This is a genomic window from Streptomyces sp. NPDC030165, assembly GCF_055573595.1.
Genome location: NZ_JBVIBD010000004.1, coordinates 400,406 through 419,030 on the forward strand (window position 1 = coordinate 400,406; position 18,625 = coordinate 419,030).

The window sequence follows — 18,625 nt, forward strand, 5'->3', positions numbered from 1 at the left end:
TATTTCTTCCTACGTGTTCTTGTGGAGCGGCCGCCCGGACCTCCCGCATCAGTAACCGGATGAGCACTCAACGAAGCCCGGACGTGGCAGACTGCGGCCCACTGTTGGACGGGGTGGGCCATGGGAGGGTCACAAAGGTGTCCGCAAGCGAATCGAGCGGGTCCGTGGTGCGGCGCATCCTGCTGGGGGCACAGCTCCGCAGGCTGCGCGAATCCCGCGGGATCACCCGCGAGGCGGCCGGCTACTCCATCCGCGCGTCCGAGTCGAAGATCAGCCGGATGGAACTGGGCCGGGTCAGCTTCAAGGCACGGGACGTGGAGGACCTGCTCACGCTGTACGGCGTGACCGATCCGCAGGAGCGCGAGGCACTGCTGGTACTGGCCCGCGAGGCCAACGTCGCGGGCTGGTGGCACAGTTACGGCGACGTGCTGCCCGGCTGGTTTCAGACATATGTGGGGCTGGAGGGAGCCGCTTCCCTCATCCGCGCCTACGAGGTGCAGTTCGTGCACGGGCTTCTGCAAACGCAGGAGTACGCGCACGCGGTCGTCCGCCGCGGTATGCCCGGGGCGAGTGCGGCGGAGATCGACCGCCGGGTCGCGCTGCGCCTGGAGCGGCAGAAGTTGCTGCTGGCAGAGCGCCCGCCGGAGTTCCACTGCGTGCTCGACGAGGCGGCGCTGCGCCGCCCGTACGGCGACCGGGAGGTGATGCGCGGGCAGCTGCGGCACCTGATCGAACTGTCCGAGCGACCGAACGTGCGGCTGCAGGTGATGCCGTTCAGCTTCGGCGGTCACGCGGGGGAGAGCGGCGCCTTCACCACGCTCGGTTTCCCGGAGCCCGGCCTGCCCGACGTCGTGTACCTGGAGCAGCTGACCAGCGCGCTCTACCTCGACAAGCGCGACGAGGTCGCCCAGTACGCGCGGGTCATGGACCGCCTCCAGGAGGACAGCCCGAATCCGGCCGAGACCAGAGACTTGATACGTGGTCTACTCCAACTGACTTAACCCGTAGGTAGCATGAGTTCCCATCAGGAGTCAGCACCCCCCGGCTAGGGCGCTGCGACCGGTGCCCTGTCCTCCAGATTGGGATTTCGCATGTCCTACTTCGACGAGTTGGCCCACCAGTACATCGACGGCGAATGGCGGTCCGGAAGCGGCTCGTGGGACATCGTCGATTTCAATCCCTACGACGGGGAGAAGCTGGCGTCCATCACCGTGGCCACGGTCGACGAGATCGACCAGGCCTACCGCGCCGCCGAACGCGCACAGGGGGAGTGGGAGGCCACCAATCCGTACACCCGCCGTCTGGTCTTCGAACGCGCGCTGCGGATCATCGACGACCGGGAGCAGGAGATCGGCGCCGCGATCGTCGCGGAGGTCGGCGGAACCCACGCCAAGGTCGCCTTCGAACTCCATCTCGTCCGTGAATTCCTGCGCGAGGCCATCCAGTTGTCGCTGCGGGCCGAGGGCCGCATATTGCCGTCCCCGGTGGACGGCAAGGAGAACCGGCTCTACCGGCTGCCGGTCGGTGTCGTGGGTGTCATCAGCCCCTTCAATTTCCCGTTCCTGCTGTCGGTCAAGTCGGTGGCGCCCGCGCTCGCGCTCGGCAACGCGGTGGTGCTCAAGCCCCACCAGAACACCCCGGTCTGCGGTGGCGGCCTGGTCGCCAAGGTCTTCGAGGAGGCCGGGCTGCCCGCCGGCCTGCTCAACGTCGTGGTGACCGACATCGCGGAGATCGGTGACGCGCTCATCGAACACCCGGTGCCGAAGGTCATCTCCTTCACCGGCTCGGAGAAGGTCGGCCGCCACGTCGCGACCGTCGCCGCCTCCCACTTCAAGCGCACGGTCCTGGAACTGGGCGGCAACAGCGCGCTGGTCGTCCTGGACGACGCCGACATCGACTACGCGGTGGACGCCGCCGTCTTCAGCCGCTTCGTGCACCAGGGGCAGGTCTGCATGGCCGCCAACCGGGTGCTGGTCGACCGCGCGGTGGAGCGGGAGTTCACCGAGAAGTTCGTCGCCAAGGTCAAGACTCTGAAGGTCGGCGACCCGAACGACCCGGCCACCCACATCGGCCCGCTGATCAACGAGGGGCAGGCGGAGGCCGTCGCCGCGGTGGTGGACCGCGCCGTCGCCGAGGGCGGCACCGCGCTGGTGCGCGGTACGGTGCGCGGCACCCTGGTCGCGCCGACCGTCCTGGCCGGGCTGCCGGAGGACTCCGTCGCGCTCACCCAGGAGATCTTCGGGCCGGTCGTGTCGCTGGTGCCGTTCGACGGTGACGAGGAGGCCGTACGGATCACCAACGCCTCGCCGTACGGGCTCAGCGGCGCGGTGCACACCGCCGACATCGAGCGGGGCGTGCGCTTCGCCAAGCGCGTCGAGACCGGCATGATCCACATCAACGACGGCACGGTGCACGACGAGCCGATCGTGCCCTTCGGCGGCGAGAAGGCGTCCGGGCTGGGGCGGCTGAACGGCGACGCGATGGTGGAGGCCTTCACCACCACCAAGTGGATCTCCATCCAGCACGGCCGGTCGCGGTTCCCGTTCTAGCGGTCTGCCGGCGGCTGCCGCCGGTCCCTGCCGGTCCGGGCCGACGCTGTCCGGCCCGGACCTTGCTCGACGAGCGGGGTCTCTTCCGGTCGGCGGGGGCCTTTTCCGGTTCCTGACCAGTTGAGGACAGAACCTGTCCGCAACGCTTCGTACCTTCTTCGTGTCGGACCGCGGCAGCAGCGCCGCGGCCCTCGCGAAAGGCAGATCACCATGCCCACTCATGTTCCGGCCGAAGCCCACGGCGACGAGCGCGGCGCGCTCCTGGCCTTCCTGGAGGCGCAGCGCGGCGGCCTGCGGCGGTCCGTACTCGGCCTCACCGACGAACAGGCCGCACAGAAGCCGTCGGCGAGCGAACTGTCCCTGTCCGGCCTGATCAAGCACGTCGCGGAGGTCGAGCAGGGCTGGGTGGAGACCGCCCGGCAGAAGCCGCACTCCATCGAACGCGACATGGACACCTGGCACCTCGGCTTCCAGCTGGAGGGCGCGGAGACCGTCGCGTCGATTCTCGCCTTCTGGGACGAGGTGGCCCGTAGGACCGAGGAGTTCGTCCGGTCGCTGCCGGACCTGAACGCCACCTTCCCGCTGCCCGAGGCGCCCTGGTTCCCGCCGAAGGCGGAGCAGTCGATGCGCTGGCTCGTGCTGCACCTGATCGAGGAGACCGCCCGGCACGCCGGGCACGCGGACATCATCCGCGAGTCCCTGGACGGCAGGACGGCCTTCGCGCTGGTCGACGAGGAGCGGGCGGCACAGGGCTGAGGCGGGCCCGGCGCGTGCGCACGCCTCGGCCCTCCCCGGCGTGTCCTCAGTCCTCCCCGGCCCGCAGGTCCGCCGCCCGGCGCAGCGCGTCACGCGCGGCCTGCCGGTCGGCGTCGCCGAGCTCGACCGCGTCCGCGCGGTCGAGCCAGGGGGCGGCCGCGCGCAAGCCGTCCAACTGGGCAGCCATCTCGGCGCGCAGCACGAGGAGCTGTACGAGCTGGAGCGGGGAGGGCCCGGCGCCGTGCCCGGTTCCGTTCTCCAGCGCCCGGTCGATGATCCGGGCCGCCGCGGCGTGATCGCCCTTGGACTCGCCGATCAGTGTCGCCTGGTGCAGGGCTCGCGCGTAACGCTCCTTCGGGACGGCCGTGTGCTCGAAGCTGTCGGCGATCGGCTGGCCGATCCGTACGCAGTTGCCGCCGGGGTCGGTCACCAGGAACTGCCGTACGCCGTAGGACATGTCCTTCAGCGCCCCGAGCCGCGGCAGGCCGCGCGTCGGCACCTTGCCGAGCGCGGCTTTCAGGTTCGCCCGGAAGGACGCGTAGAGGCCGTCCACGTCGTCGGTCAGGACGTAGCAGGTGCTGTACGAGGTGGCCGGGTCGTGCGCCTTCAGGCCGAAGAACTGCAGCTCGATGCCGCGCAGGCGGACGCCGCAGTACGGGTTCGGGCGCTTCTGGTACGAGGTCACCTCGAATCCGAGGGCCCGGTAGAAGTCGAGGAGTTCGTCGATGGACGGGCACGGGAGGATCGGAATCACGGTCTCGGCCATGCCGGTGAGCGTAGAGCGCCCGCAGCGGGTATTCAAACTTGAATAGGTGGTCGGTCTAGGCTGGCCACAGTGCGAGCGTGAAGGATGAGAGGGAGCGATGTCGGCGATCCGGCTGTTGGTTCTGGGGGCCGTGCGCCAGCACGGGCGGGCGCACGGTTACCAGGTGCGCAACGACCTGGAGTACTGGGGCGCCCACGAGTGGTCCAACGCCAAGCCCGGGTCGATCTACCACGCGCTCAAGCAGATGGCCAGGCAAGGGCTGATGCTCGCGCACGACGTCGCGCCCAGCCCGGCCGGCGGCCCGCCGCGTACGGAGTACGAGCTGACCGAGGCCGGCACGGAGGAGTTCTTCAAGCTGCTGCGCGAGTCGCTGTCCCAGTACGACCGCAAGGTCGACGAACTGAGCGCGGCGGTCGGCTTCATCGTCGACCTGCCCCGCGAGGAGGCCGTGGCCCTGCTGAAGGAGCGGGTGCGGGGCCTGGAGGAGTGGCGGCTCTCGGTCACCGAGTACTACACGCCGGAGGCCGGTCCGGAGCAGCTCGGCCACATCGGCGAGATCATGAACATGTGGGTGAACTCGGCGGACAGCGGCGCGGAGTGGACGCGGGGACTGATCGAGCGGATCGAGGGCGGGGCGTACGTCTTCGCGGGCGAGGGCGAGCCGTTCGTGGGGGTGCTCGCGGAGGGCCAGGAGAACCCGTACGCGACGGGTGAACCGGACCCGGAGTACGGCGTCGAAACGCCACCGTCCGGCGCATAATCAAGTTTGACTACTGCGAGTCGGCGGGCTTACCTTCGAGCGGGTAGTCAAACTTGGCTACGCGTCTGGAGGAGGCACCTTTGAACCCGCCACCCGACCCCGCCTCACCTTCCACTCCCACCGCACCTGCCGTCCCCGCCGCATCTTCGACCCCCACCGCACCTTCGACCCCGGCCATCGCCGTCGAAGGGTTGCGCAAGACGTACGGGCGCAAGCCCGCTCTCGACGGCCTCGACCTGACCGTGCCCCGCGGCACCGTGCACGGCATCCTCGGCCCGAACGGCGCCGGCAAGACCACCCTCATCCGCATCCTGTCCACCCTGCTGCGCCCAGACGCCGGGACCGCCCGGGTCGCCGGCTTCGACGTCCTGCGCCGGCCCGACGAGGTGCGCGTACGGATCGGGCTGCTCGGCCAGCACGCCGCCGTCGACGAGGAACTCAGCGGCCGGCAGAACCTGGAGATGTTCGGCCGGCTCTACCACCTGGGCGGACGCGCGGCCGCGGCTCGCGCCGCCGAACTGCTGGAACGGTTCGCGCTGGCCGGCACCGGAAAGAAGGCCGTGGGCCGGTACAGCGGCGGGATGCGGCGCCGCCTCGACCTCGCCGCCAGCCTGATCGTGTCCCCGCCGATCCTCTTCCTCGACGAGCCGACCACCGGCCTGGACCCGCGCGGCCGCACCGAGGTGTGGCAGGCGGTGCGCACCCTGGTGGACGGCGGCACGACCGTCCTGCTGACCACGCAGTACCTGGAGGAGGCCGACCAGCTCGCCGACCGGATCTCCGTCGTCGACGACGGGCGGGTCATCGCGGACGGCACGGCCGATGAACTCAAGGCCGAGGTGGGCGGCGACCGGATCGACGTCGTCCTGCACGACCCGGACGATCTGGCGCGCGCGGCGGCCGTCCTGGAGACCGTCGCCGGGAGTGTCGTCACCGACGCGGACACCCGGCGGGCCAGCGCGCCCGTCACCGACCGGATGGCGGCGCTCAGCGAGACCGTACAGGCCCTGGCGGCCGCCGGCATCGATGCGCAGGACATCGCCCTGCGCCGCCCCACCCTGGACGAGGTCTTCCTGCACCTGACCCGCCGGCCCGCCAAGGGGGAGACGGCCAAGGAGGAGACGACCGTATGAGCACCGTCACGGCACCGGGGCCGGTACCGGCCCCCGCCCCCGGCTCCCTGCCCCGTAAGGCCGGATGGGTCCTCGCCGACTCCTGGACCATGACCCGCCGCGGCCTGGCGCACTGGGTGCGGCAGCCCGTCCAGGTCGTCGTCGGGCTGGTCTTCCCCGTGATGATGCTGGTGATGTTCGGCTACTTCCTCGGCGGCGGGATGGCGCTGCCGGGAGGCGGCGACTACAAGGAGTTCCTGGTCCCCGGAATGCTCGCGCTGACCATGGCCTTCGGCCTGGAAGCCACGATGGTCGCGGTCACCCAGGACCTCGACAAGGGCGTCATCGACCGCTTCCGGTCCATGCCGATGGCCCCGTCGGCCGTCCTGATCGGCCGCAGCGTCCTGGACATGCTGGAGTCGGCTGTCAGCCTGCTGGTGATGATCGGCGCCGGCCTGGCGATGGGCTGGCGCTGGCACGGCGGCTTCGGGGACGCGCTGTACGCGGTGGGGCTGCTGCTCCTGCTGCGCTTCGCGATGCTGTGGATCGGCATCCACCTGGCCCTGGTGGCAGGCAGGCCGGAACTCGTCCAGGCCGTGCAGATCCTGGTCTGGCCCGTCGGCTTCCTCTCCAGCGCGTTCGTCTCACCGGCGTCGATGCCCGGCTGGCTGGGCGCCGTCGCCGAGTGGAACCCGATGTCCGCGACGGCGGGCGCGGTACGCGAACGCTTCGCCAACCCCCGCTGGGTGGGGGACGGGTGGGCGTCCCAGCACGCGGAACTCCTGGCAGTGTGCTGGCCGTTGGCGCTGCTGGCGGTGTTCTTTCCGCTGGCGGTGCGGAAGTTCGGAAGGCTGGGGAAGTGAAGGCGGGACCCAGGCCGTAAACCCCTGTCCTGTGGTGCAGCCGGAACTCGTGCACCGCGGGCAGGTCGTCCGGGCGCACTCGACGCGCCAGTAGGAGGCATTGCCGGCTGCGGCGTACAGGCCGAGTTCGCCGAAGCCGTGCGCCCTGCGAACGACCGTGCGCCCCTCGCGCGGATGACGAGGTTCGGCGCGCCCCGCCGCGTCCGGCCGTGCCTGTTCTCCGCCTCCACTCCACCGTGACGCGCTATACCTGAACCCTCAACGACCGCACCCCATACCCCCTTACGGAAGTATTGCGCCAACCCGCACAGGAACTTAGGCTTACCTAACTTATCGCGCGGGACGGGGGAACGATCCGCCGGGCCCGCCGTGCCGTCACCCGGCCGCCGGTCCGGTGCGGGAGCGGTGTCCGAGGCGACCCGAAGGAGCGCACGTGGAAGCGAACGAGGAACGGGCGACACCGGCACGCGAGGCCCGCGGAACCGTCACCCGGCTGCTGTTCGGGCAGCTGGCCACGTACGCGGTGGGCGCCGCCGTACGGATGGGTGTGCTGGACCGCATCGGGGACGGCACCCGTACGGCGGCCGACGTGGCGGCCGCGTGCGGCACCCACCCGCAGGCCACGCTGCGCCTGCTGCGCGCCCTGGCCGCCCTGGATCTGCTCACCGAACGCGAGGCGGGCACCTTCGAGGCCACCGCCGCGGGGGCACTGCTGCGCAGCGACACCCCGGACTCCATGGCCGCGCTGGCCCGCATCTTCAGCGAGCCGGTCATGACCCGCGCCCGGGAGCGCATGGAGGACAGCGTGCGCAGCGGTGCGCCGGCCTTCGACATGATCTTCGGAACGGACTTCTTCAGCCACCTCAAGGGCGAACCGGAGCTGTCGGAGATCTTCAACACCGCGATGGGCCAGGGCACCCGGATCGCCGCCCAGGACGTCCCGTCCCACTACGACTTCGGCCGCTTCACCACCATCGTCGACGTGGGCGGCGGCGACGGCACCCTGCTCGCCGCGATCCTGCGGGCCCACCCCGCACCGCGCGGCATGATCTACGACAGCGCCGAGGGCCACGCCCAGGCCCCCGCGAAACTGGCCGCCGCGGGCGTCACCGACCGCGTCACCCTGGAGACCGGCGACTTCTTCGCCGCCGCCCCCGCCGGCGGCGACCTGTACCTGCTCAAGAGCGTCATCCACGACTGGAACGACGAACAGTGCGCCGGCATCCTCGGCCACATCCGGCAGGTGCTGCCCGCGGACGGCCGGCTGCTGATCATCGAGCCGGTGCTCACCGACACGGTACGGCCCGGCGCCACCGCCCTGCCCTACATGAGCGACCTCAACATGCTGGTCAACGTCGGCGGCCGGGAGCGCACCCGCGCCGACTTCGAGGACCTCTGCACCAAGGCCGGCTTCAAAATCACCGGCCTCACCCCGCTACCGGCTCCGGACCCGTTCGTCCTCATCGAGGCCGCCGCGGTCTGACCCGGTAAGGACCGGCGCGGCCCCGGCCGCCCGGTCCACCGGCGCCGCCCGGCAACCTGCCCGGCCGGGCGGCGCCGGGACTCGTGATGAAGTGGCTCAGGCTTGCGCGCACCGGGTGCGTGGCCTTCGGGTGCCTGCCGTCACCCCGTGCTCGCCAGCGACAGCTTTGCCGCGAAGCCCAGGAATGCCGCGCCCGCGCCCGCGGACAGGCCTGCCGTCAGGCGCTTGCGGCGGCGGAAGGTGGCGGCCAGGTAGGTGCCGCTGAAGATGAGGAGGGAGAGGTAGGTGAGGCTGAAGAGTTGGGCCCAGGCGCCGAGGGTGAGGAAGGACAGGACGGGGTGGGGGTAGTGCGGGTCGACGAACTGGACGAAGAAGGAGATGAAGAAGAGGATCGCCTTCGGGTTGAGGAGGCTGATCACCAGGGCGCGGCGGTACGGGCGTTCGCGGGAATCCCGCGCGGCGGACCCGCCGTCGGCCGTGGCCTTCTTGCGGAGGGATTTCGTGGCCTCCCGGTTGCGCCACAGTGACCACGCGCCGCGCAGCATGCCGACCGCCAGCCAGGTCAGGTAGCCCGCGCCGGCGAATTTGACGATCGAGAACAGGACCGGGCTGGCTTGCAGGAGCGAGGCCACGCCGCCTGCCGACAGGGTCATCAGTACGGTGTCGCCGCACAGCACGCCGGCCGCCGCGCGATAGGCGGTGCGCGGGCCGCGGCGGGCCGCCACGGAGACGACGTACAGCGAGTTCGGGCCCGGCAGCAGAATGATGAGCGCGAGGCCCGCCAGGTAGGTCGGAAGGTCGGTTATCCCCAGCATGGCGGCAGGATGCCACTCGTGACCCGTGCGTCCCACAGGTTTCCGGTATACGGACTTGCACCTCACGTGGCGTGAGGGCCCATCGTGGAGCGCGTACCGACAAGGAAGGAGGGCGGGGAGGGTGAGCTATCCGGTGGGGCAGGTGGCCGGGTTCGCCGGTGTGACGGTGCGCACTCTGCACCACTACGACGAGATCGGGCTGCTGGTGCCGGGGGAGCGCAACCACGCGGGCCACCGGCGCTACGGCGACGCCGATCTCGACCGGCTCCAGCAGATCATGTTCTACCGGGAGCTCGGCTTCCCGCTCGACGAGGTGGCGGCCCTCCTGGACGATCCGGACGCCGACCCGCAGGAGCACCTGCGGCGGCAGCACGCGCTGCTGAGCGCCCGGATCGGCAAGCTCCAGGCGATGGCCGCCGCCGTCGAACACGCGATGGAGGCACGCAAGATGGGCGTCAACCTGACCCCGGAGGAGAAGTTCGAGGTCTTCGGGGACTTCGACCCGGACGAGTACGTGGACGAGGTGCGCGAGCGGTGGGGCAGCACCGACGCGTACAAGCAGTCGCAGCGCCGGACGGCCTCCTACACGAAGGAGGACTGGAAGCGGCTGACCGAGGAGTTCGACGCGGTCCACCGGAAGATGGCAGGGCTGCTGGAGCGCGGCGTGGCGGCTGATTCGGTTGAGGCGATGGACGTGGCCGAGGAGCACCGCCGGGCCATCTCGTCCGGGTACTACGACTGCTCGTACGAGATGCACACCTGTCTCGGGGAGATGTACGTCGCGGACGAGCGTTTCACCGCCACCTACGAGACCATCCGGCCCGGGCTGGCCGTCTACATGCGTGACGCGATGCTGGCCAACGCGGTCCGCAACGGCTGAGCCCGTACGGGGCAGGGGAGCGCGCCCCCTGGTCCGTACGGTCTTGCGGAGGCCTCATGCGGCCTTCGGGGCGATGACGACGGCGGTGCCGTACGCGCAGACCTCCGTGCCGACGTCCGCGGCCTCCGTCACGTCGAAGCGGAACATCAGCACCGCGTTCGCGCCGCGCGCCCGCGCCTGCTCCACCAGCCGCTCCATCGCCTGGTTGCGCGTCTCCACGAGCGTCTTCGTCAGGCCCTTCAGCTCGCCGCCGATCATCGACTTCAGCCCGGCCCCGATCTGGCTGCCCAGGTGGCGGGAGCGGACCGTCAGGCCGAAGACCTCGCCGATCACCCGCTGCACCTCGTACCCGGGGACGTCGTTGGTCGTCACCACCAGCACGTCGGCCTGCGCGGCCTGGCCGCCGCCGAACTCCTCGATGCCCATCGTGTGTCCTGTCCCTCCGTGCGGTGAGCCGCCTGGAGGCGGGCTCCTCGCGGGGAGGGTCTCATGGGGGAGGGGTGGAAGCGGGGAATCCGGCGGTCGGTGTCCGGCCATGGGGGGAGAGACAGTGGGCCGGGCTGCTTGCCGGGGGCCGAGGGGGTGCGTCGAGGGCGCCGCCAGAGCCGCCCCGGAGCCGTGTCCAGAGCCGTGCGCAGGCCTCCGCGGGCGGCTGGAACCAAGCCCTGCCGTCCGGCGTTGATAGCTTTGGGCCGCACACTGCGCCTGAATCCCCGTCGCACCGCACGATCCGGCGCCCTCGACCCAGGAGCCTTCACCCCGTGAATACTCTCGCGCTCGGCCCCCAGTGGCTGGACCCGGACTACCTGATCGGCACGTTCGGGCTGATCGGCGTGCTGATCATCGTCTTCGCGGAGTCCGGCCTGCTGATCGGATTCTTCCTGCCGGGCGACTCGCTCCTGTTCACCACCGGCCTGCTGGTGACGACCGACAAGCTGGACAAGCCGCTGTGGCTGGTGTGCCTGCTGATCGTGCTCGCGGCGGTCCTCGGTGACCAGGCCGGCTATCTCTTCGGCCGCAAGGTCGGGCCCGCGCTCTTCAAACGCCCGGACTCCAAGCTCTTCAAGCAGGAGAACGTGGAGAAGGCGCACGAGTTCTTCGAGAAGCACGGCCCGAAATCGCTGATTCTGGCCCGTTTCGTCCCGATCGTACGGACCTTCACGCCCATCATCGCGGGCGTGAGCAAGATGAACTACCGCTCGTTCATCACCTTCAACGTCATCGGCGGCACCCTGTGGGGCGCCGGTGTCACCCTGCTCGGCGCCTCCCTGGGCAACATCGAGTTCGTCCACAAGCACATCGAGCTGATCCTGGTCGCGATCGTGCTGATCTCGGTCGTCCCGATCGTCATCGAGTACCTGCGGGCCCGCGGCAGGAACAAGAAGGCCGCCGCCCAGCAGCCGTACGACCCGACGGGCGCCGTCCAGCCGCCCCGCCAGCCCGGCAACGACGGCCGCCGCGGCCGGCACGCCAAGCGCTGACCCGGTCGGCGGTACCGCTACCGCCGGTGACCGCCGTACGGTGATCCGTGCGGCGGTCTTGGCGAGTGTCGTACGGCGGGCCTGGCCACCGTCGTACCGCGCCGGCCGGTGATCGCCGCGGCGCAATTCACCGGTTTCCCTTCAGAAACAGGGGACACTCGCAGCCCATATGAACCTCAGTAAGGGCCCCGCCACGCGCGCCTCTGCCGACCATCAGGCATCGTGTCCTTGAGGGTCGGCAGGAGGCGTACGAGGAGCGAAGAGACGTGGCGTCGGACGCACAGCGGGGCCAGCGCGGAACCAACGGCACGAACGGAAAGAACGGCGTGAACGGCGTCAAAGGCGCGCACGGCGCCAGCAATGGTACGAACGGCGGAAACGATCAGACCGAGGACCGCAAGTCCCCGTCGGACGAGGCACGCAGCGCCTTCACCCCGCCGCTCGGCGTGCCGTACCCGCAGGTCCCCGAGGAGGAGCACCCCACCTCCGAGTTCGCCCTGCCGGAGGGTTTGAAGACCGAGACGCCGGCCGAGCCGGAAGGGTCCGCCTTCACCCCGCCCGGCGGCAGCGGCAGCACCACCGGCCAGCAGCAGCTGCCCGACCGGACCCCGGCGGGCTGGCCCGCCTTCACGCCGCCGCACGGCATCCCCGTCATCAGCCTGACCAAGCAGACGCCCTGGCAGGACCGGATGCGCACGATGCTGCGGATGCCGGTCGGCGAGCGGCCGGTCCCCGAGCGGGCGGAGCGCGCCGAGGAGAGCGGGCCCGCGGTGCCGCGCGTCCTCGACCTGACCCTGCGGATCGGCGAGATCCTGCTGGCCGGCGGCGAGGGCGCGGAGGACGTGGAAGCCGCCATGTTCGGCGTCGCACACGCGTACGGGCTGGAGCGCGTCGAGCCCACCGTCACCTTCACACTGCTGTCGATCTCCTACCAGCCGTCCCTGGTCGACGACCCGGTGACGGCCAGCCGTACGGTGCGGCGGCGCGGTGTGGACTACACCCGGCTCTCCGCGGTCTTCCGCCTCGTCGACGACATCACCTCCGAGGGCATCACCCTGGAGGAGGCGTACCGCGGCCTGGCCGAGATACGCCGTAACCGCCACCCGTACCCGAGCTGGGCGCTCACCCTCGCCTCCGGGCTGCTGTCCGGCGCCGCGAGCATGCTGGTCGGCGGCCAGCTGATCGTCTTCATCGCGGCCGCCATCGGCTCGATGCTCGGCGACCGGCTGGCCTGGCTGGCGTCCAGCCGCGGGCTGCCGGAGTTCTACCAGTTCGTGGTCGCCGCCATGCCGCCGGCCGCGATAGGGGTCGCCCTGAGCTTCTCGCACGTCGCCGTGCAGGCGTCCGCGGTGATCACCGGTGGGCTGTTCGCGCTGATCCCGGGGCGGGCGCTGGTGGCGGCCGTGCAGGACGGCCTGACGGGGTACTACATCACCGCGTCGGCACGCCTGCTGGAAGTCGGCTACCTCATCGTCGGCATCGTCATCGGCGTGCTCGCCGCGCTCTACATCGGGCTCCGGCTCAATCCGGGGGACCTCTACCCGGCGGCCGGACTGCCCATGTTCGACGACCCTCCGGTCCAGATCGTGGCCGCCATGCTGCTGGCGCTGGCGTTCTGCGTACTGCTCCAGCAGGAACGTCACACCGTGCTGCTCGCCACCCTCAACGGCGGTGTCGCCTGGGTCGTGTACGGCGCGCTCGCCAACGTCAGCGGCATGAACGCGGTGCCCGCCACGGCCATCGCGGCCGGCCTCGTCGGCCTCTTCGGCCAGCTCCTCAGCCGCTACCGGTACGCGTCCGCGCTGCCGTACGTGACCGCCGCGATCGGGCCGCTGCTGCCCGGTAGCGCCACGTACTTCGGTCTGCTCAACTTCGCCCAGGGCGACATCGGCCCCGGCGTCTCGTCCCTCATCAAGGCCGCGTCCCTCGCGCTGGCCATCGCGGTCGGCGTGAACCTCGGAGGCGAGATCGCCCGCCTCTTCATGAAGGCCCCCGGCGCCACCCAGGAAGAGCCGGGCGAACGGCGCGCAGCGAAGCGGACGCGCGGCTTCTGAGAATGAGGGGCGTTGCGGCCCAGGGCGCCGGCACCGCCCCTCGGAAAGCCGCGTCCAACAACAACAAAGCAATTAACTGACGCCGGTCGCATACAGCCGCTTCCCCGCCCGAAAGGCCCGTGCCGACGGGAAAGTAACGCGTAACTTGATGCCGGGCCGCGTGCTAGTTTCTGCCGACTTGATGACGGATCCCCACGAGACAGGGATGTTCTCTTGGCCGCGCGTGCGGTGCGGCTGTCGTCAGCGCAGGGGGAGCACTCATGGCGAGTCACGCCGACACCGCGGGGCCGGCAGGCGGGGCCGGAAAAGGCACCGGTGCCGTAGCGAGCGTGTTCAAGCAGCACACCACGTTGCTGCTCACGGGCGTGATCCTGGGACTGCTGGGGGTGGCCGCCTCGCTCACCCAGCCCTGGGCCATCGGGAAACTCATCGAGGCGGCGGGTGCGGGTGACCCGCTGGGCCTGCCCATCACCCGGCTCGTCGTCCTCTTCTGCGCGGGTGCGCTGCTCTCCTCGCTCCAGTCCTACGTCATCGGGCGGGCCGGGGAGAATATCGTCCACGGCGTGCGTCAGCTCGTGACCGGGCGGCTGCTGCGCGCCGATCTCACCGCATTCGGAAAACGTACGCAGGGCGATATCCTCACCCGCGCGGTCACCGACACATCCTTGGTGAAAATCGCCCTTTCGCAGAGCCTCGCCCAGCTGATCACCAGTGGCGCCACCGTGACCGGCGGTGTCGTCCTGATGTTCATCATCGACCCGTGGCTGATGCTCATCACCATGAGCTGCCTCGGGGCCGCCGCCGCCCTTTCCCTGGCACTCGCGCGCAAACTGCGCAAAGCGGCTTTGCAGAACCGGGACGACACCGGTGAATTCGGCAGCGACATGCAGCGCGTGCTCTCCGCGCTGCCCACGGTCAAGGCGTCCCGCGCGGAATCCCGGGAGGCCGCCCGCATCGGCGCGCTGGCCGGGAAGGCGCGACGCTCGGGCATCAAGGTCAACGCCTACAACGCCCTGCTGGTTCCCTCCATGAACGTCGGCACGCAGGGCGCGCTCGCCGTCGTGGTGGGCGTCGGCATGACCTGGGTGGCGCGGGGCGGGATGGACATGGCCGTGCTGACCACGTTCATCATGTACCTGTTCCAGCTGGTGTCGCCGCTGGTGATGTTCTTCATGGCGGTGGGCCAGTTCGTCCAGGGCCGGGCCGCCATCCAGCGGGTCGACGAGCTGGCAGGGCTGCCCCAGGAAGGCGACGGGACGGCGGACGCGGGGCGCGCCGTGCGGCACCCGGTGGACGCGGGGCACCGCGCGCCGCATCCGGCGCCCGGCGCGCCCCCGCCCCGGTACCGGCCGGCGGTCGAGTTCCACGACGTACGTTTCGCCTACCGGCGCGGGCAGCAGGAGGACCGGACGCAGGTCCTCCACGGGGTCTCGTTCAGCGTGCCGGCGCGCGGGCTGACGGCGGTGGTCGGGCCTTCGGGCGCGGGCAAGACCACCCTGTTCCAGCTGATCGAGCGCTTCCACGCGACGGACGGCGGCCGCATTCTGCTCGGCGGGCAGCCGGTCGACGCGCTGCCGCTGGACACGGTGCGCGGGCTGGTCGGCTACGTCCAGCAGGACAGCGCGGCCATGCGCGGCACGGTGCGGGAGAACCTGACCTACGCCAACCCGCACGCCTCCGAGGACGACATCCAGGAGGCGGTACGGATGGCCGGCCTCGCGGCCGTGGTCGCCGGCCTCCCGCAGGGCCTCGACACCGAACTCGGCGACCAGGGCAGCGGGCTGTCCGGCGGCCAGCGCCAGCGGCTGTGCATCGCCCGTACGCTGCTCCAGAAGCCCGCGATCATGCTGCTGGACGAAGCCACCTCGCACCTCGACTCGGACTCCGAACGCGACTTCCGCGACGTACTGCGCCGCGTCTCCCGGCAGTGCGCCGTCGTCGCCATCGCCCACCGGATCTCCACGGTGATCGACGCCGGGAAGATCGTGGTGCTGGAGGGCGGCAGGGTCCGGGCCACCGGCGCGCACCAGGACCTGATGGAGCACGACGAGTTGTACCGGCGGCTGGCGGGCTCGCAACTGCACGCCGGACCCGGCTTCGCCGCCACGGCGCCCGGCCGGACGCGGGGAGAACCGGAGACGGCTTCCCTCTCCCCGGCTCCCGGCAAAGCCCCCGCGGCCCGGCTCAGCGAGCAGACGACGCGGCTCCGGCCCGTCAGGAGCGACGAGCAGACGACGCGGCTGCGGCCCGTCAGCAGTGAGGAGCAGCGATGAGCACACCCGACGTCGCCATCGTGGGCACCGGCCCCAACGGCCTCGCGGCCGGCGTGGTCCTGGCCCGGGCCGGCCTGCGCGTGGAGCTGTACGAGGCGGCCGAGACCATCGGGGGAGGGCTGCGCACCGCCCCCCTCTTCGACTCCGGCGTCGTGCACGACATCTGCTCCGCCGTCCACCCCATGGCCGCCGCTTCGCCGTTCTTCCGCGCGTTCGGCCTAGCGGCCCGCGGGGTCGAGCTGCTGCACCCCGAGATCGGTTACGCCCATCCGCTGGATGGGGGCCGCGCTGCCCTGGCGTACCGGTCGCTGGACGCCACCTGCGAGCACCTGGGCGCCGACGGGCCCCGCTGGCGGCGGCTGATGGGCCCGCTGCTGGAGCACAGCGAAGCGGTCGTCGACCTGATCCTCTCCGGGCAGCGCAGTCTGCCGCGGGACCCGGCGGCAGCCCTGCTGCTGGCGAGCCGGGTGGCGTTGCACGGCAGCGCGCTGGGCGCGGCACGATTCCAGGGCGAGGAGGCGCGCGCCCTGCTCACCGGTGTCGCCGCGCACGCGGTCGGCAAGCTGCCGAGTCTCGCGTCCGGCGCCGTGGCCATGCTGCTCGGCCACCTGGCGCACGGGACGGGCTGGCCGCTGCCGCGAGGCGGCAGTGCCCGGATCGCGGAGGCGATGGCCGAGGACATCACGGCGTACGGCGGCGTCTTCCACACCGGACACCCCATACGGGACCTGGCGGAACTGCGCGGCGCGCGAGCGGTCCTGCTCGACACCAGCCCCAAGGGCTTCCTGGCGCTGGCGGGCGACCGGCTGCCCCGCGCTTACGCGCGCACTCTGGAACGTTTCCGTTACGGGCCGGGCGCCGCCAAGGTCGACTTCCTGGTCTCCGGGCCCATCCCCTGGTCCGACCCGGCCGTGGGCCGTGCCGGAACGGTGCACCTGGGGGGCGCCCATGCCGAGATGGTCCGGCAGGAGACGGCGACCGCGCGCGGCGTACGTACGCGGGAGCCGTTCGTCCTGGTCGTGGACCCGGCGGTGGCCGACCCAGGGCGCGCGCTGCCCGGCAAGCGCCCGGTGTGGGCGTACGCGCACGTACCGAACGGGGACCCCACCGATCCGTACGACCGCGTCTGCGCGCGCATCGAGCGCTACGCGCCCGGCTTCCGGGACACGGTCGTCGCGCACCGCTCCGTGCCCGCGGCCTCGTACGAGACGTACAACCCCAACTACGTCGGCGGCGACATCGGTTCCGGCGCGATGACGCTCTGCCAGAGCATCGCGCGGCCCGCCCCCCGCCTCGACCCGTACCGCACCCCGCTGCCCGGAGTCTTCCTGTGCTCCTCGGCCACCCCTCCGGGCCCCAGCGTGCACGGCATGTCCGGCTACCTGGCCGCGCTTTCCGCGCTGCGGCACCGGTTCGGGACACGTGACGTACCCGGCCTGGCGCCCGGTCCGGTGGCGGCCGAAGGCGCGCCGAACCGCTGACGGCGGCGGCCCGCCCGTCCGATTCCCCTTTCCCGGCGAACGCTGTCAACTCATTTCTCGATACCGCCTTTTGCGCGCCGCATTTCGATGATGTGTCGTCCAGGTGTACTGCGGTGCACCAAGACGCTTATGTTGTCCACACCTTGAGACATTTGCCTCGGGCGGCCGCAGTCATTCGTCAAACCGGGCGCTCCGTACGGCGGTTACCGCGCCCGGCCGGCGCCCGGATGGTCCCAAAGGCGAACGCAGCGCGCAAAAACCCCAGAAGATCCCTGTCTGCAAGAAGGGCTTCATGCATGCCTAAACGGCATGCATGTCCGTTTGATACGGTGACGAATGAAGCGCTGTCCCCCCACACATGCGCCGTTGCGGCGTTACCACTGGACGTATGGGCTCTGCAGGCCTGACCGTCATGCAGAGGGCTGTGGTTCCCCCCGCGGCCGGCCCGGTTGACGTATTTTGTCTCGTCCCGTTCCGGCGCCCCTGCGTCACGACGCTCCCATCGGCATGACAGTGGGGACATACAGAAGGGGAAACGGGTGGAAAACGGGGTTGAGGACATCGGCTACGGCCGCCAGTTCGAGGGCTGGTACGACCGGCTGCTCCCGGACGACAGGCTGACGGCGGAAGCGGTGGAAGGGCTGCTGGCCCGCCACCCAGCGCCGGAAGCCGGGACCATGGAATTCGGAGTCGGTACGGGGCGGATCGCCCTGCCGCTCTCCCGGCGGATCGGCCAGGTGACCGGCGTGGACTCCTCGCCGGAAATGCTGGACGCCCTGCGCGTGAAACTGAAGGACGGCGGAGACGTCACCCCGGTGCACGGCGACATCCGCACCTACACCTCCGAAGCCCGGTACGGGCTGGTGTACTGCGTCTGCGCGACCCTGTCGGTCCTGACCACTCCCGAGGACCAGCGGCAGGCCGTCCAGCGCGCGGCCGACCTGCTCGTCCCCGGCGGCCGGCTGGTGATCGAGACGCACAACAAGCCGCCGGTCCTGGCCCTTCACGAGGGGCTGACCCGCACCACCTACTTCGTCCCCTACCCCGAGCCGGGGACCGGTGTGCAGACCCACTCCACCCTGCTCGCCGGCGACCTGTGGCACTGCTCGCACATCCTGTACCAGGCCGACGGCACCACCAGGGTCGGCAACGAACTCACCCGGCTGACCACGCCGGACGAGGTCGACGGCTACGCCCGCGCGGCCGGGCTGGAGCCCGAGGCCCGCCTGTCGCGCTGGGACGGCACCCCCTACAGCGACCGGGCCCCGCTGTTCATCTGTCGGTACGTCAAACCCTGAAGGCGGCGGACACCGAGACGCGGACGAGAGAAGGGGGCTTTACGTGGGACGTCC

The 18,625-nt window shown here is 70.8% G+C and carries 16 protein-coding genes; 13 read left to right on the top strand and 3 right to left on the bottom strand.

Annotated elements, in window-relative coordinates; all coding sequences use genetic code 11:
• The first annotated feature begins 137 nt into the window (after positions 1 to 137).
• The 3 genes from ACZ4Z1_RS10760 to ACZ4Z1_RS10770 all read left to right on the top strand — a co-directional run bounded on the left by ACZ4Z1_RS10760 (position 138) and on the right by ACZ4Z1_RS10770 (position 3,305).
• Positions 138 to 1,001, top strand: a complete 864-nt coding sequence (locus ACZ4Z1_RS10760) for a helix-turn-helix domain-containing protein (RefSeq protein WP_468486210.1) — start codon at positions 138 to 140, stop codon at positions 999 to 1,001.
• A 90-nt stretch (positions 1,002 to 1,091) separates the two neighbouring features.
• Complete coding sequence (locus ACZ4Z1_RS10765) at positions 1,092 to 2,549, top strand: aldehyde dehydrogenase family protein (protein ID WP_468486211.1); 1,458 nt, start codon at positions 1,092 to 1,094, stop codon at positions 2,547 to 2,549.
• A 210-nt stretch (positions 2,550 to 2,759) separates the two neighbouring features.
• On the top strand, positions 2,760 to 3,305 hold the full coding sequence (locus ACZ4Z1_RS10770) for a DinB family protein (RefSeq protein WP_468486212.1): 546 nt from the start codon (positions 2,760 to 2,762) through the stop codon (positions 3,303 to 3,305).
• Between the two features lie 46 nt (positions 3,306 to 3,351).
• Here ACZ4Z1_RS10770 and ACZ4Z1_RS10775 read toward each other — a convergent pair whose 3' ends face one another.
• Positions 3,352 to 4,071, bottom strand: a complete 720-nt coding sequence (locus ACZ4Z1_RS10775) for a bleomycin resistance protein (RefSeq protein WP_468486213.1) — start codon at positions 4,069 to 4,071, stop codon at positions 3,352 to 3,354.
• Between the two features lie 97 nt (positions 4,072 to 4,168).
• On the opposite strand from ACZ4Z1_RS10775, the gene ACZ4Z1_RS10780 reads away from it, so the two are divergent.
• The 4 genes from ACZ4Z1_RS10780 to ACZ4Z1_RS10795 all read left to right on the top strand — a co-directional run bounded on the left by ACZ4Z1_RS10780 (position 4,169) and on the right by ACZ4Z1_RS10795 (position 8,289).
• Positions 4,169 to 4,831, top strand: coding sequence for a PadR family transcriptional regulator (locus ACZ4Z1_RS10780; protein ID WP_468486214.1), 663 nt, complete (start codon positions 4,169 to 4,171; stop codon positions 4,829 to 4,831).
• Positions 4,832 to 5,007: 176 nt separating this feature from the next.
• Positions 5,008 to 5,964: an ATP-binding cassette domain-containing protein gene (locus tag ACZ4Z1_RS10785; protein WP_468486316.1), complete on the top strand. Its 957-nt coding sequence runs from the start codon at positions 5,008 to 5,010 to the stop codon at positions 5,962 to 5,964.
• A complete protein-coding gene (locus ACZ4Z1_RS10790) occupies positions 5,961 to 6,806 on the top strand; it encodes an ABC transporter permease (RefSeq protein WP_468486215.1) in 846 nt (281 codons plus the stop codon). The genes ACZ4Z1_RS10785 and ACZ4Z1_RS10790 overlap by 4 nt, the downstream gene beginning before the upstream one ends.
• A 433-nt stretch (positions 6,807 to 7,239) precedes the next feature.
• Complete coding sequence (locus tag ACZ4Z1_RS10795) at positions 7,240 to 8,289, top strand: methyltransferase (protein ID WP_468486216.1); 1,050 nt, start codon at positions 7,240 to 7,242, stop codon at positions 8,287 to 8,289.
• A 140-nt stretch (positions 8,290 to 8,429) separates the two neighbouring features.
• Here the strand turns inward: ACZ4Z1_RS10795 and leuE are convergent, their stop codons facing one another.
• Positions 8,430 to 9,104, bottom strand: a complete 675-nt coding sequence (gene leuE, locus ACZ4Z1_RS10800) for a leucine efflux protein LeuE (protein WP_468486217.1) — start codon at positions 9,102 to 9,104, stop codon at positions 8,430 to 8,432.
• 121 nt (positions 9,105 to 9,225) lie between these two features.
• Here leuE and ACZ4Z1_RS10805 point away from each other — a divergent pair, with 121 nt between their 5' ends.
• Complete coding sequence (locus tag ACZ4Z1_RS10805; protein ID WP_468486218.1) at positions 9,226 to 9,984, top strand: MerR family transcriptional regulator; 759 nt, start codon at positions 9,226 to 9,228, stop codon at positions 9,982 to 9,984.
• Between the two features lie 54 nt (positions 9,985 to 10,038).
• Here ACZ4Z1_RS10805 and ACZ4Z1_RS10810 read toward each other — a convergent pair whose 3' ends face one another.
• Positions 10,039 to 10,410 carry a YbjQ family protein gene (locus ACZ4Z1_RS10810; protein WP_030375002.1) on the bottom strand — a complete coding sequence of 124 codons (372 nt, stop codon included), beginning with the start codon at positions 10,408 to 10,410 and terminating at the stop codon, positions 10,039 to 10,041.
• A gap of 335 nt (positions 10,411 to 10,745) precedes the next feature.
• Here ACZ4Z1_RS10810 and ACZ4Z1_RS10815 point away from each other — a divergent pair, with 335 nt between their 5' ends.
• From ACZ4Z1_RS10815 to ACZ4Z1_RS10835, 5 genes are all read left to right on the top strand, one after another.
• Positions 10,746 to 11,465, top strand: a complete 720-nt coding sequence (locus ACZ4Z1_RS10815) for a DedA family protein (protein WP_468486219.1) — start codon at positions 10,746 to 10,748, stop codon at positions 11,463 to 11,465.
• 266 nt (positions 11,466 to 11,731) lie between these two features.
• Entirely contained in the window at positions 11,732 to 13,519 is a 1,788-nt protein-coding gene (locus ACZ4Z1_RS10820; RefSeq protein ID WP_468486220.1) for a threonine/serine exporter family protein, read from the top strand.
• A gap of 260 nt (positions 13,520 to 13,779) precedes the next feature.
• Positions 13,780 to 15,792 (top strand): ABC transporter ATP-binding protein, encoded by a 2,013-nt coding sequence (locus ACZ4Z1_RS10825; RefSeq protein ID WP_468486221.1) that lies wholly within the window; start codon positions 13,780 to 13,782, stop codon positions 15,790 to 15,792.
• Positions 15,789 to 17,273 carry a phytoene desaturase family protein gene (locus tag ACZ4Z1_RS10830; protein ID WP_468486222.1) on the top strand — a complete coding sequence of 495 codons (1,485 nt, stop codon included), beginning with the start codon at positions 15,789 to 15,791 and terminating at the stop codon, positions 17,271 to 17,273. The genes ACZ4Z1_RS10825 and ACZ4Z1_RS10830 overlap by 4 nt, the downstream gene beginning before the upstream one ends.
• Positions 17,274 to 17,812: 539 nt before the next feature.
• A complete protein-coding gene (locus ACZ4Z1_RS10835; RefSeq protein ID WP_468486223.1) occupies positions 17,813 to 18,571 on the top strand; it encodes a class I SAM-dependent DNA methyltransferase in 759 nt (252 codons plus the stop codon).
• Positions 18,572 to 18,625: the final 54 nt, after the last annotated feature.

Coding starts and splice junctions, on each gene's coding strand:
- ACZ4Z1_RS10765 (WP_468486211.1), top strand. CDS start 1,092: ATGTCCTACTTCGACGAGTTGGCCCACCAGTACATCGACGGCGAATGG.
- ACZ4Z1_RS10770 (WP_468486212.1), top strand. CDS start 2,760: ATGCCCACTCATGTTCCGGCCGAAGCCCACGGCGACGAGCGCGGCGCG.
- ACZ4Z1_RS10775 (WP_468486213.1), bottom strand. CDS start 4,071: ATGGCCGAGACCGTGATTCCGATCCTCCCGTGCCCGTCCATCGACGAA.
- ACZ4Z1_RS10780 (WP_468486214.1), top strand. CDS start 4,169: ATGTCGGCGATCCGGCTGTTGGTTCTGGGGGCCGTGCGCCAGCACGGG.
- ACZ4Z1_RS10790 (WP_468486215.1), top strand. CDS start 5,961: ATGAGCACCGTCACGGCACCGGGGCCGGTACCGGCCCCCGCCCCCGGC.
- leuE (WP_468486217.1), bottom strand. CDS start 9,104: ATGCTGGGGATAACCGACCTTCCGACCTACCTGGCGGGCCTCGCGCTC.
- ACZ4Z1_RS10810 (WP_030375002.1), bottom strand. CDS start 10,410: ATGGGCATCGAGGAGTTCGGCGGCGGCCAGGCCGCGCAGGCCGACGTG.
- ACZ4Z1_RS10825 (WP_468486221.1), top strand. CDS start 13,780: ATGGCGAGTCACGCCGACACCGCGGGGCCGGCAGGCGGGGCCGGAAAA.
- ACZ4Z1_RS10830 (WP_468486222.1), top strand. CDS start 15,789: ATGAGCACACCCGACGTCGCCATCGTGGGCACCGGCCCCAACGGCCTC.